Here is a 20714-nt window from a genome sequence, read left to right on the forward strand (position 1 = left end):
ATGAAGATATTAGTAACAGGTGGCGCAGGCTTCATTGGCAGTGCTGTTATTCGACATATATTGAGTGATACTGATTATCAGGTGGTGAACCTAGATAGTTTAACTTACGCTGGAAATCTTGATTCAATTCCAGCGACCTTACTTTCATCGCAGTATGCATTTGAGTGTGTTGATATTTGTAACAGACAAGAGGTTGATCGTGTTTTTCTGCAACATCAGCCTGATATTGTCATGCATCTAGCCGCTGAATCTCATGTTGACCGCTCAATCGAAAATCCAAGCTGTTTTGTTGAAACTAATATCATTGGCACTTATAACTTACTCGAATCTGCGCGTATTTATTGGCTGTCATTAGCAGATGAAAAAAAATCAAGTTTTCGTTTTCATCATATTTCCACCGATGAAGTATTTGGTGATTTAGCTGGTCAAGGAAGTAAAGAGAGCCAAGATGGCTTGTTTGTAGAGACCTCGGCTTATGATCCTAGCTCCCCTTATTCTGCCACCAAAGCAAGTTCAGATCACTTAGTTCGTGCTTGGCTACGAACCTATGGTCTGCCGACGTTAATCACTAATTGCTCAAATAACTACGGCCCTTATCATTTCCCTGAAAAACTCATTCCGCACATGATATTAAATGCGTTAAATGGCCAAGTCTTGCCTATTTATGGTGATGGTTTGCAAGTTAGGGATTGGTTATATGTGGACGATCATGCTCGCGCCTTGGTGCTGGTGGCACTAAAAGGTCAGGTTGGTGAAAGTTATAACATAGGCGGGCATAACGAGAAACGCAATATAGACGTCGTCAATACCCTTTGTGATGCGCTGGAAACCCTGGTGCCGGACAAACCTGATGGGGTTGCGTATTATCGCGACCTTATCAGGTTTGTCAGCGACAGGCCGGGGCATGACCTTAGGTATGCGATTGATGCGAGTAAAATTCAACGTGAATTAAGCTGGCAACCAAAAGAAACATTTGAAACTGGTATCAGAAAAACGGTGCAGTGGTATTTAGATAATACAACGTGGTGGCAGCGTGTTTTAAGTGGTGATTATCAGTTAACACGTCGAGGAGAAAATGCTGATGGGCAATAAAAAATACAAAGGTATTGTGTTAGCGGGTGGCTCTGGCACACGTTTACATCCCATTACTAAAGCTGTCTCAAAGCAGCTGTTACCTATTTACGATAAGCCGATGATCTATTATCCGCTCTCAGTGCTTATGTTGGCGGATATTCAAGATATTTTAATTATTTCGACCCCTCATGACTTGCCTCATTTTAAGGATCTGTTCGGCGATGGTTCGACATTCGGACTGAATATTGAATACGCCGAGCAGCCGAGACCTGAAGGTATCGCGCAAGCATTTATTATTGCGGAAGACTTTATTGGTGAGGACAACGTCTGCCTTATTTTAGGTGATAACGTTTTCTATGGGCAGCATTTCACTGGCAAGCTACTGAATGCGACAGATAAAGATACTGGCGCGACGGTATTTGGTTACCGAGTAACAGACCCAGGACGTTTCGGCGTGGTTGAATTTGATAAAGCAGGTAATGCGATAAGCATTGAAGAAAAGCCTGAGCATCCGAAGTCAAATAATGCCGTTACTGGTTTATACTTTTATGATAACAGAGTCGTTAATATGGCCAAGTCTTTAACGCCTTCTGCTCGAAATGAAGTCGAGATAACGGATCTTACCAATATGTATTTGGCCGCTGGTGAATTGTATGTTGAGCGCTTTGGTCGTGGGTTTGCGTGGTTTGATACGGGGACGCATTATTCATTATTGAAAGCGGCAATGTTTGTACAAACCATTGAACATAATCAAGGTTTAAAAGTGGCTTGTTTAGAAGAAATTGCATTTTCTAAAGGCTGGATCACACGCGGGCAATTAGAAGACCAAGCATTTTTATTACAAAAAACAGAGTATGGGCAGTACCTTTACGGTTTACTTCGCGAGGAGTTGTAGATGAAAGTATCAAAAACCGCAATTGATGGTGCTTTGGTTATTCAGCCTGATGTATTCGGTGATGACCGCGGTTTCTTTATGGAAACATTCCAAGCGGTGCGTTATCGCGATGTGATTGGTGGGGAGTTTGATTTTGTTCAAGATAACTATTCTCGGTCTTCAAAAAACGTATTGCGTGGGCTGCATTTTCAAAAAAACAATCCGCAAGGCAAGTTAGTGAGAGTGGTAATGGGAGAGGTTTACGATGTAGCGGTGGATATACGCTTAGACTCACCTACCTATGGTCAATGTCATGGAGTGCGGTTAAATGCTGAGAATAAATTGCAATTTTGGTTGCCGCCGGGATTAGCGCATGGCTTTGTGGTGTTATCTGATCTGGCTGATTTTGAATATAAGTGTACTGACTATTATGATAATAGTGATGAAGGTTGCTTGATTTGGAATGATTCTGAATTAAACATCAATTGGCCTTGTGATAATCCCTTACTGTCAGACAAAGATAAAATGGGTCTTGATTTTAAGGACTTGTTTTAACTTATATTTGAAGACATGTTTAAGCAATGGCGGCCTCTATGTATCGAGTACTGATAACTGGGCAAAGTGGTCAGATCGGCCAATCGATAACAGACCGTATACAACATCAAGGCTGGGATGTCTTATTTACTGATATAGACACATTAGACATCGCCAATGCAAAGCAGGTAGAGGCTGTGTTTAAGACGTTTAAGCCTGATGTGGTAATTAACGCGGCGGGTTATACCGACGTAGATAGGGCGGAACATGACGCGGTAGCGGCTGAATCTGTTAATGCTTATGGACCTTATTTATTGGCAATACAATGTCATAGTATAGGTGCGTTATTAATTCACTTTTCGACTGAGTATATTTTTAATGGCCGCAGTCATTGCCGTTATGTTGAAACCGATACGCCATCTCCCTTGAATGTGTATGGGAGAACGAAGCTGCAAGGCGAGCAATATATAAAGGCTTATTTGAGCCATTACATCATTATTCGAACCTCTTGGGTTTTTAGTGAGTATGCACAAAATTTCGTCACCACTATGTTGTATCTTAATCGTAGCAAAGCGCCGATTTGTATTGTTAACGATCAGTTTGGCTGTCCAACCTATGCTGGTGATTTGGCAAATTTAGTCGTTGATATAGCCAAGGACAATCAGGCGGAAACGGGTCGGTATCAACTTGGTGATTATAACTTTTGTAGTGATGGTGGTGATAGAGATAGAGATAGAGATAGAGATAGCGGAGTAAGTTGGTTCGATTTTGCTTGCGCTATTTTTGAAGAATTAGATAAATACCAACCTGGTGAGCAGGGCCGAAATTTAACAGCGGTGACAAGTGAAGAGTATGCTTCAATTGCCACACGGCCTAAAAATGGCATTCTAAACTGTCATAAAATTTCACCGATCTTTAGACCTTCGGATTGGCGGCGTAAGTTACGTCATGTAATTGAAATAACAATGGCATAACTGGTTACTGCTGGGGAAAATCAATGATTAATCGAAATTTATTAGATGCGTATAAAATAGAACATGGCAATATCAAAGTGGCCATCGCGGGTGCTGGCTATATCAGTAAAGGTTTGATACAACAGATTTCGCTGTTGGATTTTATTGATGTCGTGTCGATTTACTCCAAAACGCGAGCGCCAATTATTGCCTTGCTGAAAGATGCGAACTTACCTTTATCTATTATTGCCGACAGCATTGAAGAGTTTTGCAGTAGTGATGCAGATATTGTGGTTGAATTGACGGGCGATACAGAGTTTGGTTGTGAGCTTGCACTTGCTACATTAGCGGCTAATAAACATTTTGTAGTCAGTGCCGAAACGGATGCGCTTGTTGGTCCTGTTCTTGCTGAGCTATTTCGCGAAAAAGATCTGATATACAGCAATATGTGGGGCGATGAACCGGGGTTAATTAAGCACCTGTATAATTATGCTGATGTATTAGGCTTTGAAATTGTGGCCGTCGGCAAATTCAAAGGCTTTCATGATTCTTTTGCTAACCCAGATACAGTATTACCTTGGGCTGAAAAATCAGGACAAAAACCAGCCATGATCGCATCCTTTGCAGATGGTTCTAAAATGTCGATGGAAATGACCATTGTTTCTAATGCCACAGGTTTAGTCGCTGATGTGCCTGGTATGCATTTAGCCAAAGGCACGCTTGAAGATATTGTCGGTTTATTGAGATTAAAAGAAGATGGCGGTATTTTGAACCAAACAGGCGTGATTGAAGTTGTTTGTGGTGTTGAACCAAGTGGCGGTGTGTTTGCTGTTATTTCAACGGATAAACCCGAGATACTCAATTCACTTTCTTATTATAAAATGGGGGATGGTCCAAATTACCTATTGTATTTACCTTATCATATGCCTGGTATTGAGGCCTTGTACGGTATATACGTGAACGTTGTTGAACATCAATCTGTGGTCCGCCCGCTGGGCGCGCCAGTCTCGGATGTTATCACGCGTGCCAAGCGTGACCTGAAAAAAGGCGATAAACTCGATTGTATTGGTGGTTATGATTATTATGGTGAGATGACCAGTGCGGAACACTCAGTCAACGATCATGCGTTGCCTTTAGGGCTAGCCACTGGCGCGACACTGCTGGTTGATATTAATAAGGGTGAACCTATCTTATTCCATCAAGTTGAGATCCTCGGTCATAAAGATGGTTGCCAATTACGACAACGATTTAGTGATATGGTACTGGAAAAACAGCGATTAGAATTAAATCTGATTAAACGCGTGAGTTTAGCTTAGCTAGGCCGTTTTTATCCACATTCGAGCTTAGCGCTATAGCGAGTCATTGTTAGCATTGACTCGCTTTTTTGTGCGCTATTTATCCAGATTTGACTTCGATTTCGGGGCGGCTGGTAACTCGTTATTTGATTGACAATGATGATTAATTGTATAGTTTGACGGTCTTGCTGCTGAATAATGCTTTTATCTTGCCGTATTTATCAACTAACTGTAATAATGGTTTAGCGTATTTAGATTGACCAAAAGGTAATTTAATTAACACGATAAAGAGTAATATAATGAGTTTTAATAACACATCGCTAAAGTAAGCGAGTTTATTGGCTAGTGGTGCTTGTTGTATACGGTAACGGGTATATGTTTCGCCAATGCGTATGGCTCTTTTTAACAGGTAATTGATGTTTAACCGATTACCAGCCACTTCTTCACTGACATACGCTTCATTCGAACAAACTAATTTACCACCATGCTGGTATAACCGATAAAAGAAGTCGGCATCCTCACCACCTGTTAGCCCATAGTTGGAATCAAACCGGAGTTGGTGTTTGTTAATCGCTGCTTGGCTCACTAATGTTGAATTAGTCGCGCCACTGGTGACTTCTTGTCCGTTAGTTACCGTGGCTCGTTCAAATACGCCTGATTCAATGATCCATTGCGGTGTATGACTCGGGTAGATTGATTTAACGCGCCCGAAAACAGCGTCTGCTTGATAACTCTGTGCGGTTGATAATAATTGCGCTAACCAATCGGGGTCGGCGACTTCATCATCGTCGATAAATGCTACCCATTCGCCTTGGCTATTATCAAGTGAGCAGTTACGTGCTAGGGCAATATTTTTGGCTGTCTCTTGATGATAAAAAACGGGTATATTCATGCGATTAGCTTGGTCTTTCACCAGCTTTTCAGCATAACCTTGTTCGTCATTATCGACCACAATAACTTCGAGACCGACGTGATCAGGAAGACGTAATGCCGCAATACTTTGTAGTGTATTGACGACATGCTCTCTTTGATATGTACACATACAAATAGATATCAGCATTTATTTTTTCACCTAGCAAAATGATGGCTTTGTAATAATTGTAGTGATGTAAGGTGAGGTTCGCTACAATAGCGGTTCAATTTAGCGAGGCGTTGCACGATGAGTTTTGACAGTAAATGGTTAGAGGATTTTCTAACCCTCAATGAAACTCGTAACTTTTCCAAAGCGGCGCAATTGCGGCACATAACTCAACCTGCTTTTGGGCGGCACATTAAAGCCCTTGAGGCGGCTGTCGGTCAGCAGTTAGTCGATCGCAGTTCACAGCCGATTCGCTTTACTCCTGCCGGTAAACAATTCCGCAGCTTGGCGCAAAGTTTATTAAAACAACTTAACCAAGGCTTAGATCAAATCAATGGGATTGATCAACCTATCCTAGCTCCCTTACGTATTGCCTCCCCACATTCACTTTCTTCACCGACGCTAATCGAGCTCATGGATATTGCCGAATCACCGCAATCATTGACTTACAGTGTGGATATCCTACGGGTTGATTTAGCGGTTAAATCATTAGCCAATGGCGAGTGTGATTTTCTGTTTGCGTTTGATATTTTATCTTTGTTACAACCCCCGTATCAGAATCTATTTTTAGGGGGAGGGGATTTCCTGTTAGTGACCAAAGCGGATGATGTTGGTTTGCCTATGTACCAACTTGGCGCAGAGTCTGTACCGTATTTACGTTATTCTTCAGAAAGCTATAGCGCGCGACTGATTAGCAGTGGGCAGATGCAGCAACCGACTTTTAACTGTCATCCGGTTTTTGAATCATCTGTGTGCCAGCTGCATAAAGAGATGGCATTAAGAGGTAAGGGGATTGCCTGGTTACCTGATTGCTTGATTAAAGATGAGTTAAGGTCGGGTAAATTAGTGCCGATTAATCCTGAGGTTTACCGTATTCCTTTTCAAGTGCGGTTATATCGGAATCGCGCGCGTTTATCTGTAGAGGCTGAACAGTTCTGGCGTACCGTGCAGCACAAAACCAATGAAGATTGGCAGATTGCCGAGGCGTTTTATACACCTTGATGACATGATCTCGTGTCGATAATCGATTCTGCATTGCGGCAATGCTATTTTTGCATTGCCATACCATTTTTTGCATTTCTTTCTTACGTTTAAATCAGCGATACTCACGGCTTACTTACTTTGTGTTGAAGGTTGTTGTGAGTCAAATATCATTTCATCAGTTTTTAAGTCAGTTCCCTAAAGCTGACTTGCATTATCATTTGCTTGGCGGCGTGCGCTTAGAGACCATGTTGGCCTTTGCGAAAAAGTATGATTATCCATTATCGGAATTAGAAGCCAAAAGTTATTACCGTGCTTATAAAACAGAGACCGGTTCAACCAAAGGCGGTATTGCGGCGTTAACCTTCCTGTATGAATTGATGCAAGAAGCCGAAGATTACGAACGCGTACTTTTGGAAGTTGCAGAAGATGCCCACGCCTGTGGGGTTCGTTATATTGAAACCTTTTGGAACCCTTCAGATACCCATATCTCTTATCAAGATGTCAACCAAGCCCTCGTTCGAGGCATCGAGAAATCCTTACAGCAATTTAATATTACTATCCGCCTTATTCCTTCTATCAATCGTGAAAAGTCTCCTGAACTTGCAGTGGAAATGGTCGAGATTATGTTGCAGCACCCGCATCCTTATGTGTTGGGTATTGGTATTGATTATAAAGAGCATAACGCATCGGTAGAACAATTCTGGCAAGCTTATCGTTTAGCACAAGACCATGGTTACAAGCTAACCGCCCATTGTTCTGAGTTTGGTTTACATTGGCGTAATGTGGTTGCAGGTATTGAGTTAGTCGAAGTTGATCGTATTGATCACGGCTACAGCATTATTGATAACCCAGAGCTAACTGAGCAATATGCTGAGCAAGGTATTCCATTTACCGTGGTGCCGTCGAACACCTATTTTTTAAGTCAGTGGCCTGAGCATACTGAGTGGAAAATTAAACATCCTATCAGAGCCATGGCCAAAGCCGGGCTCAATATCATTCCCTGTACCGATGATTGGCACATGCATGCGACGGACAGCACAAATTGTTATCGCGTAATGGTGGAAGACTTTGGCTTTGATATTGAAAGTTTGAAACACTTTATGCTTAACAGCCTAGGTGCGAGTTGGTTACCAGACGTGATTAAAAAGCAATGGATTTCACAATGGACGCTTGAATTTGATTTACTCCGAGATCAAATAGATCAAGAACCTGAAATAGCGTCGGAGCAGCTGATTGAATACCGTCGTCATCCCGTTTCAAAGCACTTTATATCTTGCATAAAACTATAAATGGAAAGGAAATCAGTAATGATTAAAATAAAGGAGTTCTTTGAGTTTGAGAAGAATAATACGGACTTAAGAACGGAGGTAATTGCTGGTTTTACAACGTTTGCAACTATGGCTTATCTGATTGCGGTTGTACCAGGCATGTTAAGTAAGGGGGGGTTACCTTTCTCCGCCGCGATGACGGTAACTATCGTGATGACAGTATTGACTACTTTGGCGATGGCATTTTATACCAACCGTCCGTTCGTACTTGGCCCTGGCTTAGGCAGTGTGGCTATCTTCTCATTTACTTTGTTAGGTGACGGTGTCCCGCTAAGCATTGCATCGGGTATTGTGTTTATCAGTGGTGCTATCTTTATGGCTGTATCATTTTTAGGTGTGCGTGACTTTATTGTTCGGGTTATTCCGCACAGTATCAAGGTATCGGTTGGTGTTGGTATTGGTTTGTTCATTGCATTGCTTGGTTTGAAGCAAGCGGGTATTGTAATTGCCAATCCAGCTAAAAATGTACTTAATCTTGGTGACTTATCATCGGCGAAAGCCTTGATGTCGATGGCTGGCTTCTTTTTGGTGATGTTCTTTGTTGCTCAGAAAACCCGTGGCGGTATTATTCTAGCTATCTTGATCACCACCGCTATCAGTGTGCCGTTTGGTTTAGCTACAATACCGGAGACGTTCTTTGCTATGCCGGGTAGCATGGAAGGCATGTTGTTTGAGATTGATATTTTAGGTGCGTTAGAACCGAAGTATTTACCTTTCTTACTGGCTTTTTTTATTCCTGATTTCTTTTCTACGTTAGGAACGCTGCTGGGTGTGGGAGCACAAGCTGGCTACTTAGATAAAGACGGTAATTTACCTGGTATTGAAAAGAACTTTCACGTTGATTCATGTGCAACGACCTTTGGTTCATTCTTCTCGTGTCCCGTGCTGACTACATATCTAGAAAGTTCGGCAGGTGTTGAAGCGGGTGGTCGTACTGGTTTCACGGCGGTTGTTACAGCTATCTTATTCTTGTTTACCTTGTTCTTATCGCCAATCGCGACAATGATCCCGACTGTAGCAACAGCACCAGTGCTTATCTATATTGGTTTCTCGATGATGTCGTCAATGAAGAAAGTAAACTACGACGATATTACCGAATACTTCCCCGCGTTTATCTGTGTTGCCATGACTATTTTTAGCTTTAACTCAGGTAATGGTATTGCCGCTGCTATGATTGTGTATGCTTTCTTGAAAGTTGCGACTGGCCGTATGCAAGAAGATCAATGGTCTGTGTATGTTATTGCACTTGCGATGATTTACTATTTCTCGGTTGTCGCTAGCCACTGATATTGAGTGTCGTGATGAATTGAGAGCAAGTATTAAAATCCAACGCAGGCTTAGCTTTGCGTTGGTTTTTTTTGATTCTGTTATTGATAAAATTAGTATTCGTAACGTCGATAGTTGTTGCCATAGCGCTTACTTACACCCCATGTGGCATACCATTCTTGGACGTTATCAAACCGTTTTTAGGTATTTCCAGAGCTGCAGCTATGATCCTAATAATTATGTTTAGTTAGTATCGATGTTGAGTGGACTTTAAGTTCACTTCCCGTAAAATCAAGCGTCTTCAAAACAGCGCTATTAACTTAATAATTGCTGTTTGGAAGATACTTGATACTTAGCCTGTGCTGTTTAATTTCGTTTATTTCTAAAGGATCAATTTATGGTAAAACTGTTGAAACACGAATATTCATTGTTCATAGGACTACTGTTAGTCTTGGTATTGAAAATGGGGGGAGATCAAGTTCTATTTGACACTAATTCAATTGCTACATATATAAGTTCTACTGTAGTTTTATTCGCGGTTGTATTAGTGGCGATATTTGCGGTGGTTCGTCATTCTGATGCGCTAGCAATAAAGTTAGGTGACCCATATGGCACATTGATTTTGACACTGTCTGTCGTGTTACTTGAAGTTGTTATGATTTCGTCTGTTATGGTTACTGGTGACTCGAACGTAGAAATGGCAAGGGATACCATGTTTGCCGTTATCATGGCGGTATTAAATGGACTTGTGGGTATGTCATTATTAATCGGCGGCTGGAAACATCACACGCAAGAATATAATCGTGAGGGTATTAAATCCTACATGGTGGCAATAATACCTTTGGCATTGTTATGTTTGGTCATGCCAAACTTTATATCACCTGAAGGAACCGGAACAACTAGTATCGCGATGAATGTCGCTTTAATCGTCATGTCGCTAGTGTTGTATGCCGTATTCTTATATACACAAACTAAAAGTCATACTCATTTTTTCATTGATGATGCCCATGAAGATCAGCATGAATATCATGGCCCTTTACATAGTAATGTTTTTCACGCCGTGATGTTAGTAAGCTATTTGGCTGTCATTATCTTATTGGCCAAAAATTTAGCTATGCCGATTGATTTAGGTATTTCTAGCTTGGGAGCACCTGCTTCATTAGGTGGATTAATCATCGCTCTGTTAGTTTTGGCTCCAGAAGGGTTAGGCGGCGTTAAAGCAGTATTGCAAAATCAAGTACAAAGAGCGATGAACCTGTTCTTTGGTTCAGTATTAGCCACAATTGCGCTAACAGTACCTGCTATATTATTTATTTCTATGCTGTTAGAACAACCCGTAGTACTGGGCTTAACTACACCTGATATGGTGTTGCTCTCTGCGACGTTATTGATGACTAGTGTGAGCTTTTCGAGTGGTAAATCCAATGTATTAGTTGGTGTGACTCACTTGCTGTTATTCTTTGCATATGTAGTGCTAATGTTTGACTAATCACATGCTGCACTTGTACTGGTGATTTATATATTATTGAGAATAAGTCGTCACGATGAATAAGCCTGTTTACAGTGAAAGTCAGCGTAAACAGGCTGTAGTTTAAAGATTAAGACTCTAAATTTTTAGTTGTACGATTACTGCTTCAGCCGCTTCTAACGCGCCTTCAATATAACCACCATTTTCTTCAGCGGCTTCTGTTCCGGCAAAGAACCAACCTTGTTGATGGATTGGTACGAGTGCTGATTGCATATCGCGTAATCCATAGTGTGGATGGGCACTTGGTGCATTTTTATCGGTATCGGTCGCGGTCATGGTTTCTTGGCTCCAGTCGATTAACTTTACATCAATAGGATTTGCGGCTTGTTCACCATAAATTCGCACAAGCTGCTTTACGGCTAACGATTTGATTAGTTCATTACCTGCCGAGTGACGAGTGTGGGCATCAATACCGACAAAACCAAATAGCGCACCGCTCTCATTGCCACTCGCATTATCACTACCATTAATAGACGCCTCCATAGTACTGGCATCATGTATTTCTGCTAATGGACCCACTTGGCTGCTGGCTGAGCCGGACAAACCTGTTTCACGCCAGAATGGGGTATCGTAGATGGCAAAAAACTTGGCATGCGCTGCCATCCATGTCGCTGTTGTTGCAAACTTGTTTTGCACCTGCATCGGTAATGCAGGGGTAAATTTAATGCTGCTTACAAGTAAGCGCAATGGCATTGCAAAGATGACCTGTCGTGCTTGTATTGTTTGTTGCTTGCCGTTTATTTCAGCGGTAACGATGGAATAACTACCTTGCTCCTCTGTATGCAGTGCTACGTGAGATGCTTTAGCGCTGCAGATCAGTCGTTCGTTTGTTAGTTTCGCTACGATGCCGTCAACAACCGTTTGCATGCCACCTGCAACACGCATTGATTGTGGCGATCCGGCATAGCCTGATTCATAACGTAGCGGTGCTTTGTTCTCGTATTTATCAAACAAGAACGCGCCTTTATCATGCTGTGGGAAGACTGGTAAATATAAATCATCAATCAACTGAGTAATACGTGGATGCATATCAGGCCAAAACCACGAGGGGCCCATATCAAACTTGTCTTCGGTATATATGCGTCCGCCAAGTCGTTGACGACCTTCCAGTAAAATATAGTCTTTACCTTGTTGTTCTAATAAATAAGCCGCATATAACCCGCTTAAGCCACCGCCAACAATAACAAATTCAGTTTTCATATTTTAAGTATCCAGATTTTTAAGTATCAAAGCAGCCGTTAATAAACGGTTTGTTGTAAATTAATCGCGATAACCGAGCTTTTATAAACTGTTTCTTCTAAACGATGGTTATAATCGATAGCTGTGATGACCTGTTTTGATCCAAACAACACAATCATCAGCAGTGGTGGTGATGTCTAGCGCTTCACCAATCGGTAAGCGTAGCCAGTCAAATTTGTTATACACATCACCTTGATGATGTAACTCACCATTAATCACCAGCACTTCAATACCGCCAGCGTTTTCTAGGCTGATATGTGAGTTAGGAGCCCAACGTTCTAAGCGCACCGTTTCTTGTTTGAAAGCATGCAGTAATTGATATTGTACTGCAGAGCTGTTTACATCTTGGATAAAGGCCTGATTAGCGGTATTTATTTCTATATCTTGCTCGTCACCATCTTGGAATTGACCGAGTTTTACTATGATCATACAGCCGCCTTTGACTATTGGTGCGTGCTCTGTACCGACGGGGTTACGTTTATACGTGCCAACAGGGTAGTCTCCGTGTTCATCGGAAAATACACCTGCTAATACCAAGAACTCTTCGCCACCAGTATGCACATGGCTAGTGAAATAGCTGTCAGCGTCATAAACCACCAGTGTTGTTGGTGTTGCAGCGAACTCTGCACCATCACGCTCTAACATTTTACGTGATACACCTTTCAGCGGAGAGGGGATCCAAGTTGATTGATTAAAGAATACCTTTGCAGCTAGGGTAAGATCGCTATTAATGTTCATATCGTTATTCCACTGTCATGTGATAAGGGCAAGTCGTTCGATGACTTTATGTATTAATTATGGCTATATTCTTTGCTTATGACAAAGCACTACTTCTATACTGTCGATATAGTTTTTGTTTATCGGTGTGTTAAGGCGAGGTTAGAGCATAAATGAATAATATAGCCCATTTAAACGCAGTGCGTGCTTTTGAAGCATCAGCAAGGCACCTTAGTTTTTCTTTGGCGGCAAAAGAGCTTAATGTCTCCCCTGCAGCAATTGGTCAGCAAGTACGGTTATTAGAAGAGTGGCTAGGGCTGAGCTTATTTATTCGCGCTAGCAGTGGCGCTTCACGCCTTACATTAACCGCGCAGGCTAAAATTGCATTACCGGAAATTAGTCTCGGTTTAGAGCACATATCTCAAGGGTTAGCGTTATTACAAAAACCGAACATCAACAATGCCATTACCGTATCAGTAAGTCCTGCGTTTGCCGCCAAGTGGCTATTATTACGTATTGATGATTTTCAACTTAAACACCCTGATTATGATCTGCGCTTAAATACCAATTCGCGCTCTGTTGATTACTTTGCTGAAGACATTGATGTCGGCGTACGTTATGGCAAAGGGAATTGGCTGGGGTTGTCACAAGCATTGCTGATGGGGGAGGATATATTTCCGGTGTGCTCGCCTGATCTGATTAAGCAAGGATTAGCGTTACCGAAAGATTTATCGAATTATCCATTATTACATGATCATTCTATGCCAATAAGCTCGGGCTTTCCGACTTGGACGAGTTGGTTAGCTGTACAAGAAGTGGATGATGTAGACACGACTAAAGGCTTGAAGATTAATAACTCGGCGTCTGTTATACAAGCGGCGGTGGCTGGGCAGGGCGTCGCATTAGGCCGTAGCGTATTGGTCAAAGACGATCTCGCCTGTGGACGTTTAGTGAAGCCATTCCCTGCGCTTGATAGTAGTACTGAGTTAGCTTATTACATTGTTTGGCGGCCTGAACATGACTCGATAGAAAAAGTGCAGGCCTTTAAGACGTGGTTATTAGAAACGGTTGCTGCTGTAACGTGAGTGCCATAAAAACTATAACGAGAACGCCATAAAAACATTGACGTCGGACCTATCAACACAGATTAAAATCGGGTTGGCGTTTTTCAATAAAAGCGTTAACAGCTTCTTGGGATTCAGGTTGTGTTACTAAGTAGGCGAGTTTTTTGTTTTCATATTCAATTATATCTAATAGCTGCTGCCGAGATGCGTTCATTAGCATTGCTTTACTGGTTCGCATGGCTATTGGCGCAAGTTTAGCAAGACTCACAGCCTTGGCTGCCGCCGTATCATCAGCGGATGTGGATACCTCATTAGCAAAGCCAAGTGTTACCGCTTCAGTTGCAAGCATACGTTCACCTGCAAGTATCATTGCTTTGGCTTTACGAGTACCAATCTGCTGTGCGAGCAGTTCACTTGAACCAAACTCAGGACATAGTCCCATTGCGATAAAGGGTGTTTGAAATATAGCTGTTGGTGCAACATAAAGGAAATCAACAAACTGTAGTAGAGTTGTGCCAATACCAATAGCAGGGCCATTAACCGCCGCTACGATAGGTTTGTCACAATTAATTAACGCGCGCATAAAGCGGGCTCCGTATTGATCTGGCTGACCTTGTGACATAGCTTGAAAATCTTGCATGTCATTGCCAGCACAAAAAATATCATTGGTGCCTTGGATTAATACGACGCGAATTAATTCATCTTGTTGTGCTTGTTCTAATCCTTGAGCGAGCAATAAATACATATGCTGATTTAAAGCGTTACGTGCATTGGGGCGATTTATTTTTAAGGTTAAAATATTATTACTTACAACTGAGGTAATGAAATCATCCATGTTCTAAACCTTAAGTCTGAGCTGAGTATTTGTATAACACTCATTGATAGCTTACTTTAACATAACTTAAATGGCTGGTTTGTAGCATGAATCACGAGTATTTTTTATGGCTTAAATGATGAGTCACTTTGTGATCTAAGACGTTAATTATATTATTTATTTATGCCTCCGGTCACAACGATTCTCAGTCGATTACGTTAATACAATATGCATAACTGTAATGCATTAATTACTCTTGTGTACTTCACTTATACCAATAATCGGGCTATGGTTTAGCAAGCTTATATATTTTAATTATATTGATTACAGGCGTATCAACAGATAGTTATGGTTCTATTTGATGTATTAGGTGGTGAATTATATGTTAAGACACTATTACGTAGCGGATGACCTTAATGAATTAGTGACTGTTGAAAAGGAACTTCACGATGAAGGATTCACTGAACCTCAGATCCATGTGCTCAGTTTAGATAATGCCAAAATTGCACAGCATAATTTACATAAAGTAGAGCCTTTATTTAAACAAGATGTGGTTCGAGGCACAAGTATCGGTGCTGGTATTGGCTCCTTACTTGCCTTAATCGCCTTAATTATTCCCTATATGGCTGGTTGGCATTATGGCCCTGCCGGTTGGGATACATTTATCATCATTGCACTTGGCTGTTTTATTTTTTGTACCTGGGAGGGTGGCTTTTTAGGTTTCAAAAAACCGAATTCTCGGTTTTCTCGATTTCAAGCGCTACTCAAAAAAGGCAAACATATCTTGTTTGTCGATGTTGATCCGGTACAAGAACATAACTTTAGAGTAATAATGAAAACTCATCCCCGCGTTAAAGCCGCAGGTTGTGGTGCCGCGGTGCCGCATTGGATTGTTAGCTGCCAAGATGCCTTTGACAATGTCAGAAAACGTGTTTCTTAACAGTGGTTGCACGGTTGGTTAACGCGTTGTTAACTTTGCGTGTACATAAATTCAAACTACTCATAAAGTATTAACTATTTGTATGTTAACCCTTGTGTTGTTAAGGTTTCTTGTTGTATTGTGACCTTAAACATACTAAAAGAAGGTAAAACAATGAGTAAATTAAAAGGTATTCAAATCACTAAAGCTGACGATCAGCGTCTTAATAATTCAATTTGGCTCATTGATGAAAGTGCAGAACAAGCAAGATGCATTGGTACAGTTGATGATGTTATTGCACAAGATGCAGTTGTTAGCTTAGCTGAACTTGGTAACTTTGAGTCGCGTGATATTGCAATTGAAGAACCTGCAAAAGTTGAAGGTGGTCAACACCTAAACGTGAACGTATTAACTCGTGAAACACTTGAAGATGCGATTAAAAACCCGAGTGCTTACCCACAGTTAACAATCCGTGTATCGGGTTATGCTGTGCGTTTTAACTCATTAACATCTGAGCAGCAACAAGATGTTATCAGCCGTACATTCTCTAAAACAATGTAATGCTGTTTAATGACGTAGTTTAACTACGTCCATAAAGCCTCAGTTTTCATTGAGGCTTTTTTATTTCACCGCCTTTTTATTTCTTTAACCCTTGTCACTCTTTCCTCACTTATTTAATGCAATTGCTATTAATCATTTCCCATTGCTGGTTGTTTGCTTTATATCTAATTGATAGATTAATCATATTCTAGAAATAAGAGGGAAAACAACGATGGATGGAATAGGCATTTTATATCCACTGCTTGGGCATATGCTGTTAGTTTTATCACTGTATATTTTGTTGATAATGCGTAAATCAAAAGCGATTAAAGCGAAGTCGGTCGACTTTAAGAAAACTGCGTTAAATAACAAAGCTTGGCCAGAAGATGTCGTTCAAGTCTCTAATAACTTAGATAATCAGTTTGAATCACCTTTGGTTTTCTATGCCTTGTGCATTATTACAGTGTTGGTTGGCGCTGTGAATAGCTTTGCGATTGCATTATCGGTCGCGTATATGGTGTTCAGGTATATCCATGCTTATGTACATGTCGGAACGAACTATATACCACATCGGCTACGCGCCTTTGCACTGTCTTTAGTGGCGATGTTATTACTGTTAATTCAAACTAGTATACATATAGTTATTAATACCTAGTCATCGCTTTATCATGGCGGGATCACATTAATGTTTATACACTTCACTTACAGCATCATAACTATGTCTCGTCTGTAGAGTGTTATTACCTATGAAATTAATTGTCGCCGGTATTTGTTTATTAAGCTCTTTTATGACTTTGTCCGAAGAGATACCCGTAGGGGAAGCAGAGATTGTCTTGGCGGAAGAACAGGTTGTCTCGGTAGAAGAGCAGCTACCTACAGTTGATGTGCTACAAAGTCAGCTCAATACCATGATGCAAGATACAGCTGCTTGGGTAGATGATATTGGTTATAGTGGCAGTGATAGTGATAGTGATAGTGATAGTGATAGTGATAAGGGGTCGGCTAATGGTTATTTACAATTATCTTGGTTACCTCGCACCGCAGATTTAGGTGATGTGGATGCTAATTTCAAAGTGTCTTTGAATTTACCAAAGTGGGATGAAAGGTTCGCTTTGGTTATTGATAATATTGATGAAGATGAGCTCTTATTAGATTATGAATCAAAAGATCTTGATAACGAGCAAGAAGGGATAAATGTTGCGTTTCAATATATTAAGCGATTTGGTCAAGAAAGACAGGTTAAAAATAGAATTGGTTTTAGTCGAAGCCAAGTATACTTAAGAAGTGAAATGCAGTTTAGTTGGCAGGTTCAACACGTTGATTTGAGCCTCCAGCCTCGTTTGGCTTATTTTCTAGAAGACGGCTGGGAGCCAAGTATCAAAACAGTGGCTGCCTATCCACTGGAAAAAAGCTATTTGTCTTTATCCGCCAGCTGGCAAAAATTGCAGACTGAAGCAAACACTAGGCGCAAGATTGGTTTTTATCACATCAAACCTACCGGCAAGAATCAGCTGCTCGTCAGTGGTGTTCAATACAGCAAAAGCAATGATGCAGACGATATCCCCAATGAAAATTATTACATTTCGATTCGTTATAGAAACCTACTTTATAAGTCATGGATGTACTTTGAAGTAGAACCATTTACTGAATTCAATCAATCCAATGACTTTAAAACAGAGGTTGGTATTATCTTTAGCTTAATCAGTTATTACGGGAATTAATGATAATACCGGCTATTGTGGACAATCATAGGCTTGAGCAAAAAAGGTTACCGATGTATTAAAGCTCAAGTTATATTGAATGTGAATAGCGTTAGCGCCCATGGTATTGGCTTGATTTTTTAAATCATTAATACTGCCAAGCGTTAAGTCTTTGTTGGAAATAAATAGATAGTTGTACCAAGTCCCTTCAGAGCCGACTAACTCATCAACAAATGTACATTGTTCGAGATGTTCGTATGCATCATAAAGTTTAATGACGCTGGTTGCGTCATCTAGTGGCTGGATATCGAATAGGCTACAAGAGGTAAGTGTTAAACCAGTAATAAAGATGAATATGACTTTTAAATGATTGAATATCATGTTGTCTGGCCGCTGTTGCTTGGTTTTAATAATTAAGTGTACAGCGCTTTAAAAATAGCCGCAATTGCTGCGGCTATTTTATTTTTAGGTGCAAATATTAAGCTAGTGTTGCGTCGTCTGCAGTGATATCGCCATCACCTTGCTTGCGTTTTAGTAGCAACAGACAAATTGCTGTGAACATACCAAATGCTGAAACACTTAAACCAATACCAAAGATCATTTGGTAAGCTTCAATAGCAGGGTAACTATCAATGATCCAACCGTTTAGTGCGTAAGCCCAGAATACCGATGCATAGGCTGCGAATGAACCAACACTCATTGCCGCGCCACTGAATTCTTTTGGCACGCCAGCTTCAGCAATTGGCGCTAAGATAATCCCTTTTGCTAGGAAGATACTAAACGAGAAACACATAAGTAGGATCATGTTCATCACTAACATTTCAGCTGATTTAGGCAGTAAAATGGTAATACCTAAACAGATAACCGTAAGACCCAGTGCACACAGCATCATTTTAATCGATGATTTGAATATAAAGTCAGCAATCGAACCAGCGACAAGACCGGCAACAACACCCATCGCACCGGTATTAATTATACCGAAGATAGCGGCTTCTGCCGTGGTTAAACCGAATACTGCTTGTAAGTACGGTACAGTGTAGATAAGGGTGATGTAAGTCCAGTAAACCGTTAGCGATGTGAGTGCTGCTAACCATACTGTCGGCATTTTCAATACATAGAATAAGCCTTGTAATGCTGCTTTGTTTTTACTTTCGCCAGCTTTAACTTCTAATTGATTGTCTGGTACGAATTTCCATACACAGAAGATCATTGGTAGGATAAGTAGAGTATAGAATAAGATCTCACCTTGGAAAATTAAGATTGAGCCACTTACTAGCGCCATGATACCAACGATAATCTCGTTCATGCTCATTTCTGTCGCGCGGCGGATAGATTCTAATAAACCAAATGCCATACCTTTATTGTTATCGCCTGACATTAAGTTAACGCCGTTAACAACCGCTGGCCAGAAGATAGCGTCAATTAGACCCCAAAGTCCGGCAATGACGATTAAGTAAGTAAATTCTGGTTGGAAGATGATAATGGCCATCATACTCAAGAATCGAATGAACATACTGGTCATCAAAATAGAGCGAACAGAGAAACGGTTGTTTACCCAGCCTGCCGGAATGTAGAAGAACATCGCGGAACCAATTAAGGTGAATAATACACCCATCTGTGTATTGTCGATGTTTAAAACTTCTAGCAGTAAGTTATAAAACGTACCTTTAAATGCTTCAAAAGCAGAGTAGATGATTTGTCCTGATAGCACGACAGACAAGAAACCGTAAAAACGGCTTTTTGAGTCAAAACCAATTTTGCTTAATAAACTCATTATTTATTACCTAAAATTTTGTATTTTGATGGGAATTTATGAGCAATATCGGTACAAATACCGTCAACGCCCCAGTTGAATAATTGGTTTGCACGAGCCAGATCGTTCACCGTCCACACGTTTACTTTAAAACCAGCGGTTTTAAATTTGTGCACCATTTCTTGGGTTAAGCCTTTGTCTTCGGGGTGAATGTAATCAGCGTTACACCAATCTAGAATTGAGTTCCAATCGTCCCACAAAGTGTGGCTTTCAAATAAACAAGCAACTTGAGTTTCTGGGCTACGACGTTTAAATTCGGTTAGCGCAAGGTGGTTGAAACTTGATACGATTAATTCGCGATCAGGATTAAGATCTTTCAAACCAGCAATTAAATTATCAATGAGGGTATAACTTAGCGCTGCACTTGCTGAGCATGATTTTATTTCGATGTTCATGTTTAGTTCGAGCTTATTTGCTAATGCAATCAACTCTTGTAGGGTCGGTAGTTTTTCACCAATGAATTCATCTGCAAACCAGCTCCCGGCATCGATGTTGTCGATATCGGCATGACTGATTTTACATAATTGACCGCTCTTATCAGTACAACGATCTAATGTATCGTCATGGGAAACAATGATTGTACCGTCTTTTAAAATATCAACGTCACATTCAAACCATTGGATGTGATGTTCTTTACATAAAGAGAATGCGGCTAATGTATTCTCTGGTGCCAGTGATGACATTCCACGATGAGCAATCAATCTTTTCATTTTTAACCTTTTTGTAACTAAACGATGGCGAGATAATAGGGTAGATTATATAAACGAAATGTGACGCGCATACAATTATCACTATTCGAAAGTATAAATGTTCAAATAAAGGTTCTATTTGTTCGATTTATCACCTATTTAAGCATTTTTAAATTAGTGTAAATGCGTAAGGGAACACGGTGGTTTCGTTTTAAAGTTAGATTCGAAGGTTTAAATGGATGTATTTGTAAGAGGCGTTAAGGCAGGGTTAAATAATGTGAGGTTAAGTGTGCGGTTATTATTAT

At 40.8% G+C, this 20714-nt stretch carries 21 protein-coding genes; 14 read left to right on the forward strand and 7 right to left on the reverse strand.

All coding sequences use genetic code 11. The features are described 5' to 3' along the window. Genes rfbB through QNK26_RS05195 form a run of 5 tightly spaced genes read left to right on the forward strand, consistent with a single transcriptional unit; the run spans window position 1 to window position 4751 of the window. Window positions 1–1092 (forward strand): dTDP-glucose 4,6-dehydratase, encoded by a 1092-nt coding sequence (gene rfbB, locus QNK26_RS05175; protein WP_319221282.1) that lies wholly within the window; start codon window positions 1–3, stop codon window positions 1090–1092. Further along, window positions 1082–1969, forward strand: coding sequence for a glucose-1-phosphate thymidylyltransferase RfbA (gene rfbA, locus QNK26_RS05180; RefSeq protein WP_319221284.1), 888 nt, complete (start codon window positions 1082–1084; stop codon window positions 1967–1969). The genes rfbB and rfbA overlap by 11 nt, the downstream gene beginning before the upstream one ends. Further along, window positions 1970–2503 carry a dTDP-4-dehydrorhamnose 3,5-epimerase gene (rfbC, locus tag QNK26_RS05185; protein WP_319221286.1) on the forward strand — a complete coding sequence of 178 codons (534 nt, stop codon included), beginning with the start codon at window positions 1970–1972 and terminating at the stop codon, window positions 2501–2503. Between the two features lie 38 nt (window positions 2504–2541). Beyond that, window positions 2542–3456, forward strand: coding sequence for a dTDP-4-dehydrorhamnose reductase (gene rfbD / locus QNK26_RS05190; RefSeq protein WP_319221288.1), 915 nt, complete (start codon window positions 2542–2544; stop codon window positions 3454–3456). A 23-nt stretch (window positions 3457–3479) separates the two neighbouring features. Then, entirely contained in the window at window positions 3480–4751 is a 1272-nt protein-coding gene (locus QNK26_RS05195) for an NAD(P)H-dependent oxidoreductase (protein ID WP_319221290.1), read from the forward strand. Between the two features lie 142 nt (window positions 4752–4893). Here QNK26_RS05195 and QNK26_RS05200 read toward each other — a convergent pair whose 3' ends face one another. Further along, window positions 4894–5790 (reverse strand): glycosyltransferase family 2 protein, encoded by an 897-nt coding sequence (locus QNK26_RS05200; protein ID WP_319221292.1) that lies wholly within the window; start codon window positions 5788–5790, stop codon window positions 4894–4896. 99 nt (window positions 5791–5889) lie between these two features. On the opposite strand from QNK26_RS05200, the gene QNK26_RS05205 reads away from it, so the two are divergent. From QNK26_RS05205 to QNK26_RS05220, 4 genes are all read left to right on the forward strand, one after another. Beyond that, window positions 5890–6810 carry a LysR family transcriptional regulator gene (locus QNK26_RS05205; protein WP_319221293.1) on the forward strand — a complete coding sequence of 307 codons (921 nt, stop codon included), beginning with the start codon at window positions 5890–5892 and terminating at the stop codon, window positions 6808–6810. 137 nt (window positions 6811–6947) lie between these two features. Beyond that, window positions 6948–8081: an adenosine deaminase gene (locus QNK26_RS05210; RefSeq protein WP_319221295.1), complete on the forward strand. Its 1134-nt coding sequence runs from the start codon at window positions 6948–6950 to the stop codon at window positions 8079–8081. Between the two features lie 18 nt (window positions 8082–8099). Next, window positions 8100–9407 carry an NCS2 family permease gene (locus QNK26_RS05215; protein WP_319221296.1) on the forward strand — a complete coding sequence of 436 codons (1308 nt, stop codon included), beginning with the start codon at window positions 8100–8102 and terminating at the stop codon, window positions 9405–9407. Window positions 9408–9783: 376 nt separating this feature from the next. Continuing rightward, window positions 9784–10875, forward strand: coding sequence for a calcium:proton antiporter (locus QNK26_RS05220; protein WP_319221297.1), 1092 nt, complete (start codon window positions 9784–9786; stop codon window positions 10873–10875). 117 nt (window positions 10876–10992) lie between these two features. Here QNK26_RS05220 and QNK26_RS05225 read toward each other — a convergent pair whose 3' ends face one another. Both QNK26_RS05225 and QNK26_RS05230 read right to left on the reverse strand, forming a co-directional pair. Further along, a complete protein-coding gene (locus QNK26_RS05225) occupies window positions 10993–12114 on the reverse strand; it encodes a flavin monoamine oxidase family protein (protein WP_319221299.1) in 1122 nt (373 codons plus the stop codon). A 108-nt stretch (window positions 12115–12222) separates the two neighbouring features. Beyond that, window positions 12223–12891, reverse strand: a complete 669-nt coding sequence (locus QNK26_RS05230) for a cupin domain-containing protein (protein ID WP_319221300.1) — start codon at window positions 12889–12891, stop codon at window positions 12223–12225. 152 nt (window positions 12892–13043) lie between these two features. Between QNK26_RS05230 and QNK26_RS05235 the strand changes: the two genes are divergently transcribed. Further along, entirely contained in the window at window positions 13044–13955 is a 912-nt protein-coding gene (locus QNK26_RS05235; RefSeq protein ID WP_319221302.1) for a LysR substrate-binding domain-containing protein, read from the forward strand. 52 nt (window positions 13956–14007) lie between these two features. Here QNK26_RS05235 and QNK26_RS05240 read toward each other — a convergent pair whose 3' ends face one another. Continuing rightward, window positions 14008–14769 carry an enoyl-CoA hydratase/isomerase family protein gene (locus tag QNK26_RS05240; RefSeq protein ID WP_319221303.1) on the reverse strand — a complete coding sequence of 254 codons (762 nt, stop codon included), beginning with the start codon at window positions 14767–14769 and terminating at the stop codon, window positions 14008–14010. Window positions 14770–15130: 361 nt separating this feature from the next. On the opposite strand from QNK26_RS05240, the gene QNK26_RS05245 reads away from it, so the two are divergent. The 4 genes from QNK26_RS05245 to QNK26_RS05260 all read left to right on the forward strand — a co-directional run bounded on the left by QNK26_RS05245 (window position 15131) and on the right by QNK26_RS05260 (window position 17928). Continuing rightward, window positions 15131–15688: an NAD/FAD-utilizing enzyme gene (locus tag QNK26_RS05245; RefSeq protein WP_319221304.1), complete on the forward strand. Its 558-nt coding sequence runs from the start codon at window positions 15131–15133 to the stop codon at window positions 15686–15688. 153 nt (window positions 15689–15841) lie between these two features. Continuing rightward, window positions 15842–16228, forward strand: a complete 387-nt coding sequence (gene grcA, locus QNK26_RS05250; protein WP_319221306.1) for an autonomous glycyl radical cofactor GrcA — start codon at window positions 15842–15844, stop codon at window positions 16226–16228. Window positions 16229–16439: 211 nt separating this feature from the next. Then, entirely contained in the window at window positions 16440–16862 is a 423-nt protein-coding gene (locus QNK26_RS05255; RefSeq protein ID WP_319221307.1) for an MAPEG family protein, read from the forward strand. Between the two features lie 91 nt (window positions 16863–16953). Further along, complete coding sequence (locus QNK26_RS05260) at window positions 16954–17928, forward strand: hypothetical protein (RefSeq protein WP_319221309.1); 975 nt, start codon at window positions 16954–16956, stop codon at window positions 17926–17928. 12 nt (window positions 17929–17940) lie between these two features. On the opposite strand, the gene QNK26_RS05265 is transcribed toward QNK26_RS05260, so the two are convergent. From QNK26_RS05265 to QNK26_RS05275, 3 genes are all read right to left on the reverse strand, one after another. Beyond that, on the reverse strand, window positions 17941–18288 hold the full coding sequence (locus QNK26_RS05265; RefSeq protein ID WP_319221310.1) for a DUF4156 domain-containing protein: 348 nt from the start codon (window positions 18286–18288) through the stop codon (window positions 17941–17943). 97 nt (window positions 18289–18385) lie between these two features. Next, a complete protein-coding gene (locus QNK26_RS05270) occupies window positions 18386–19681 on the reverse strand; it encodes an MFS transporter (RefSeq protein WP_319221312.1) in 1296 nt (431 codons plus the stop codon). Further along, a complete protein-coding gene (locus QNK26_RS05275) occupies window positions 19681–20430 on the reverse strand; it encodes a glycerophosphoryl diester phosphodiesterase (RefSeq protein WP_319221314.1) in 750 nt (249 codons plus the stop codon). Before QNK26_RS05275 ends, QNK26_RS05270 begins: the two co-directional genes overlap by 1 nt. Window positions 20431–20714: the final 284 nt, after the last annotated feature.

The sequence above is a fragment of the Moritella sp. genome (assembly GCF_033791185.1).
GTDB lineage: Bacteria > Pseudomonadota > Gammaproteobacteria > Enterobacterales > Moritellaceae > Moritella.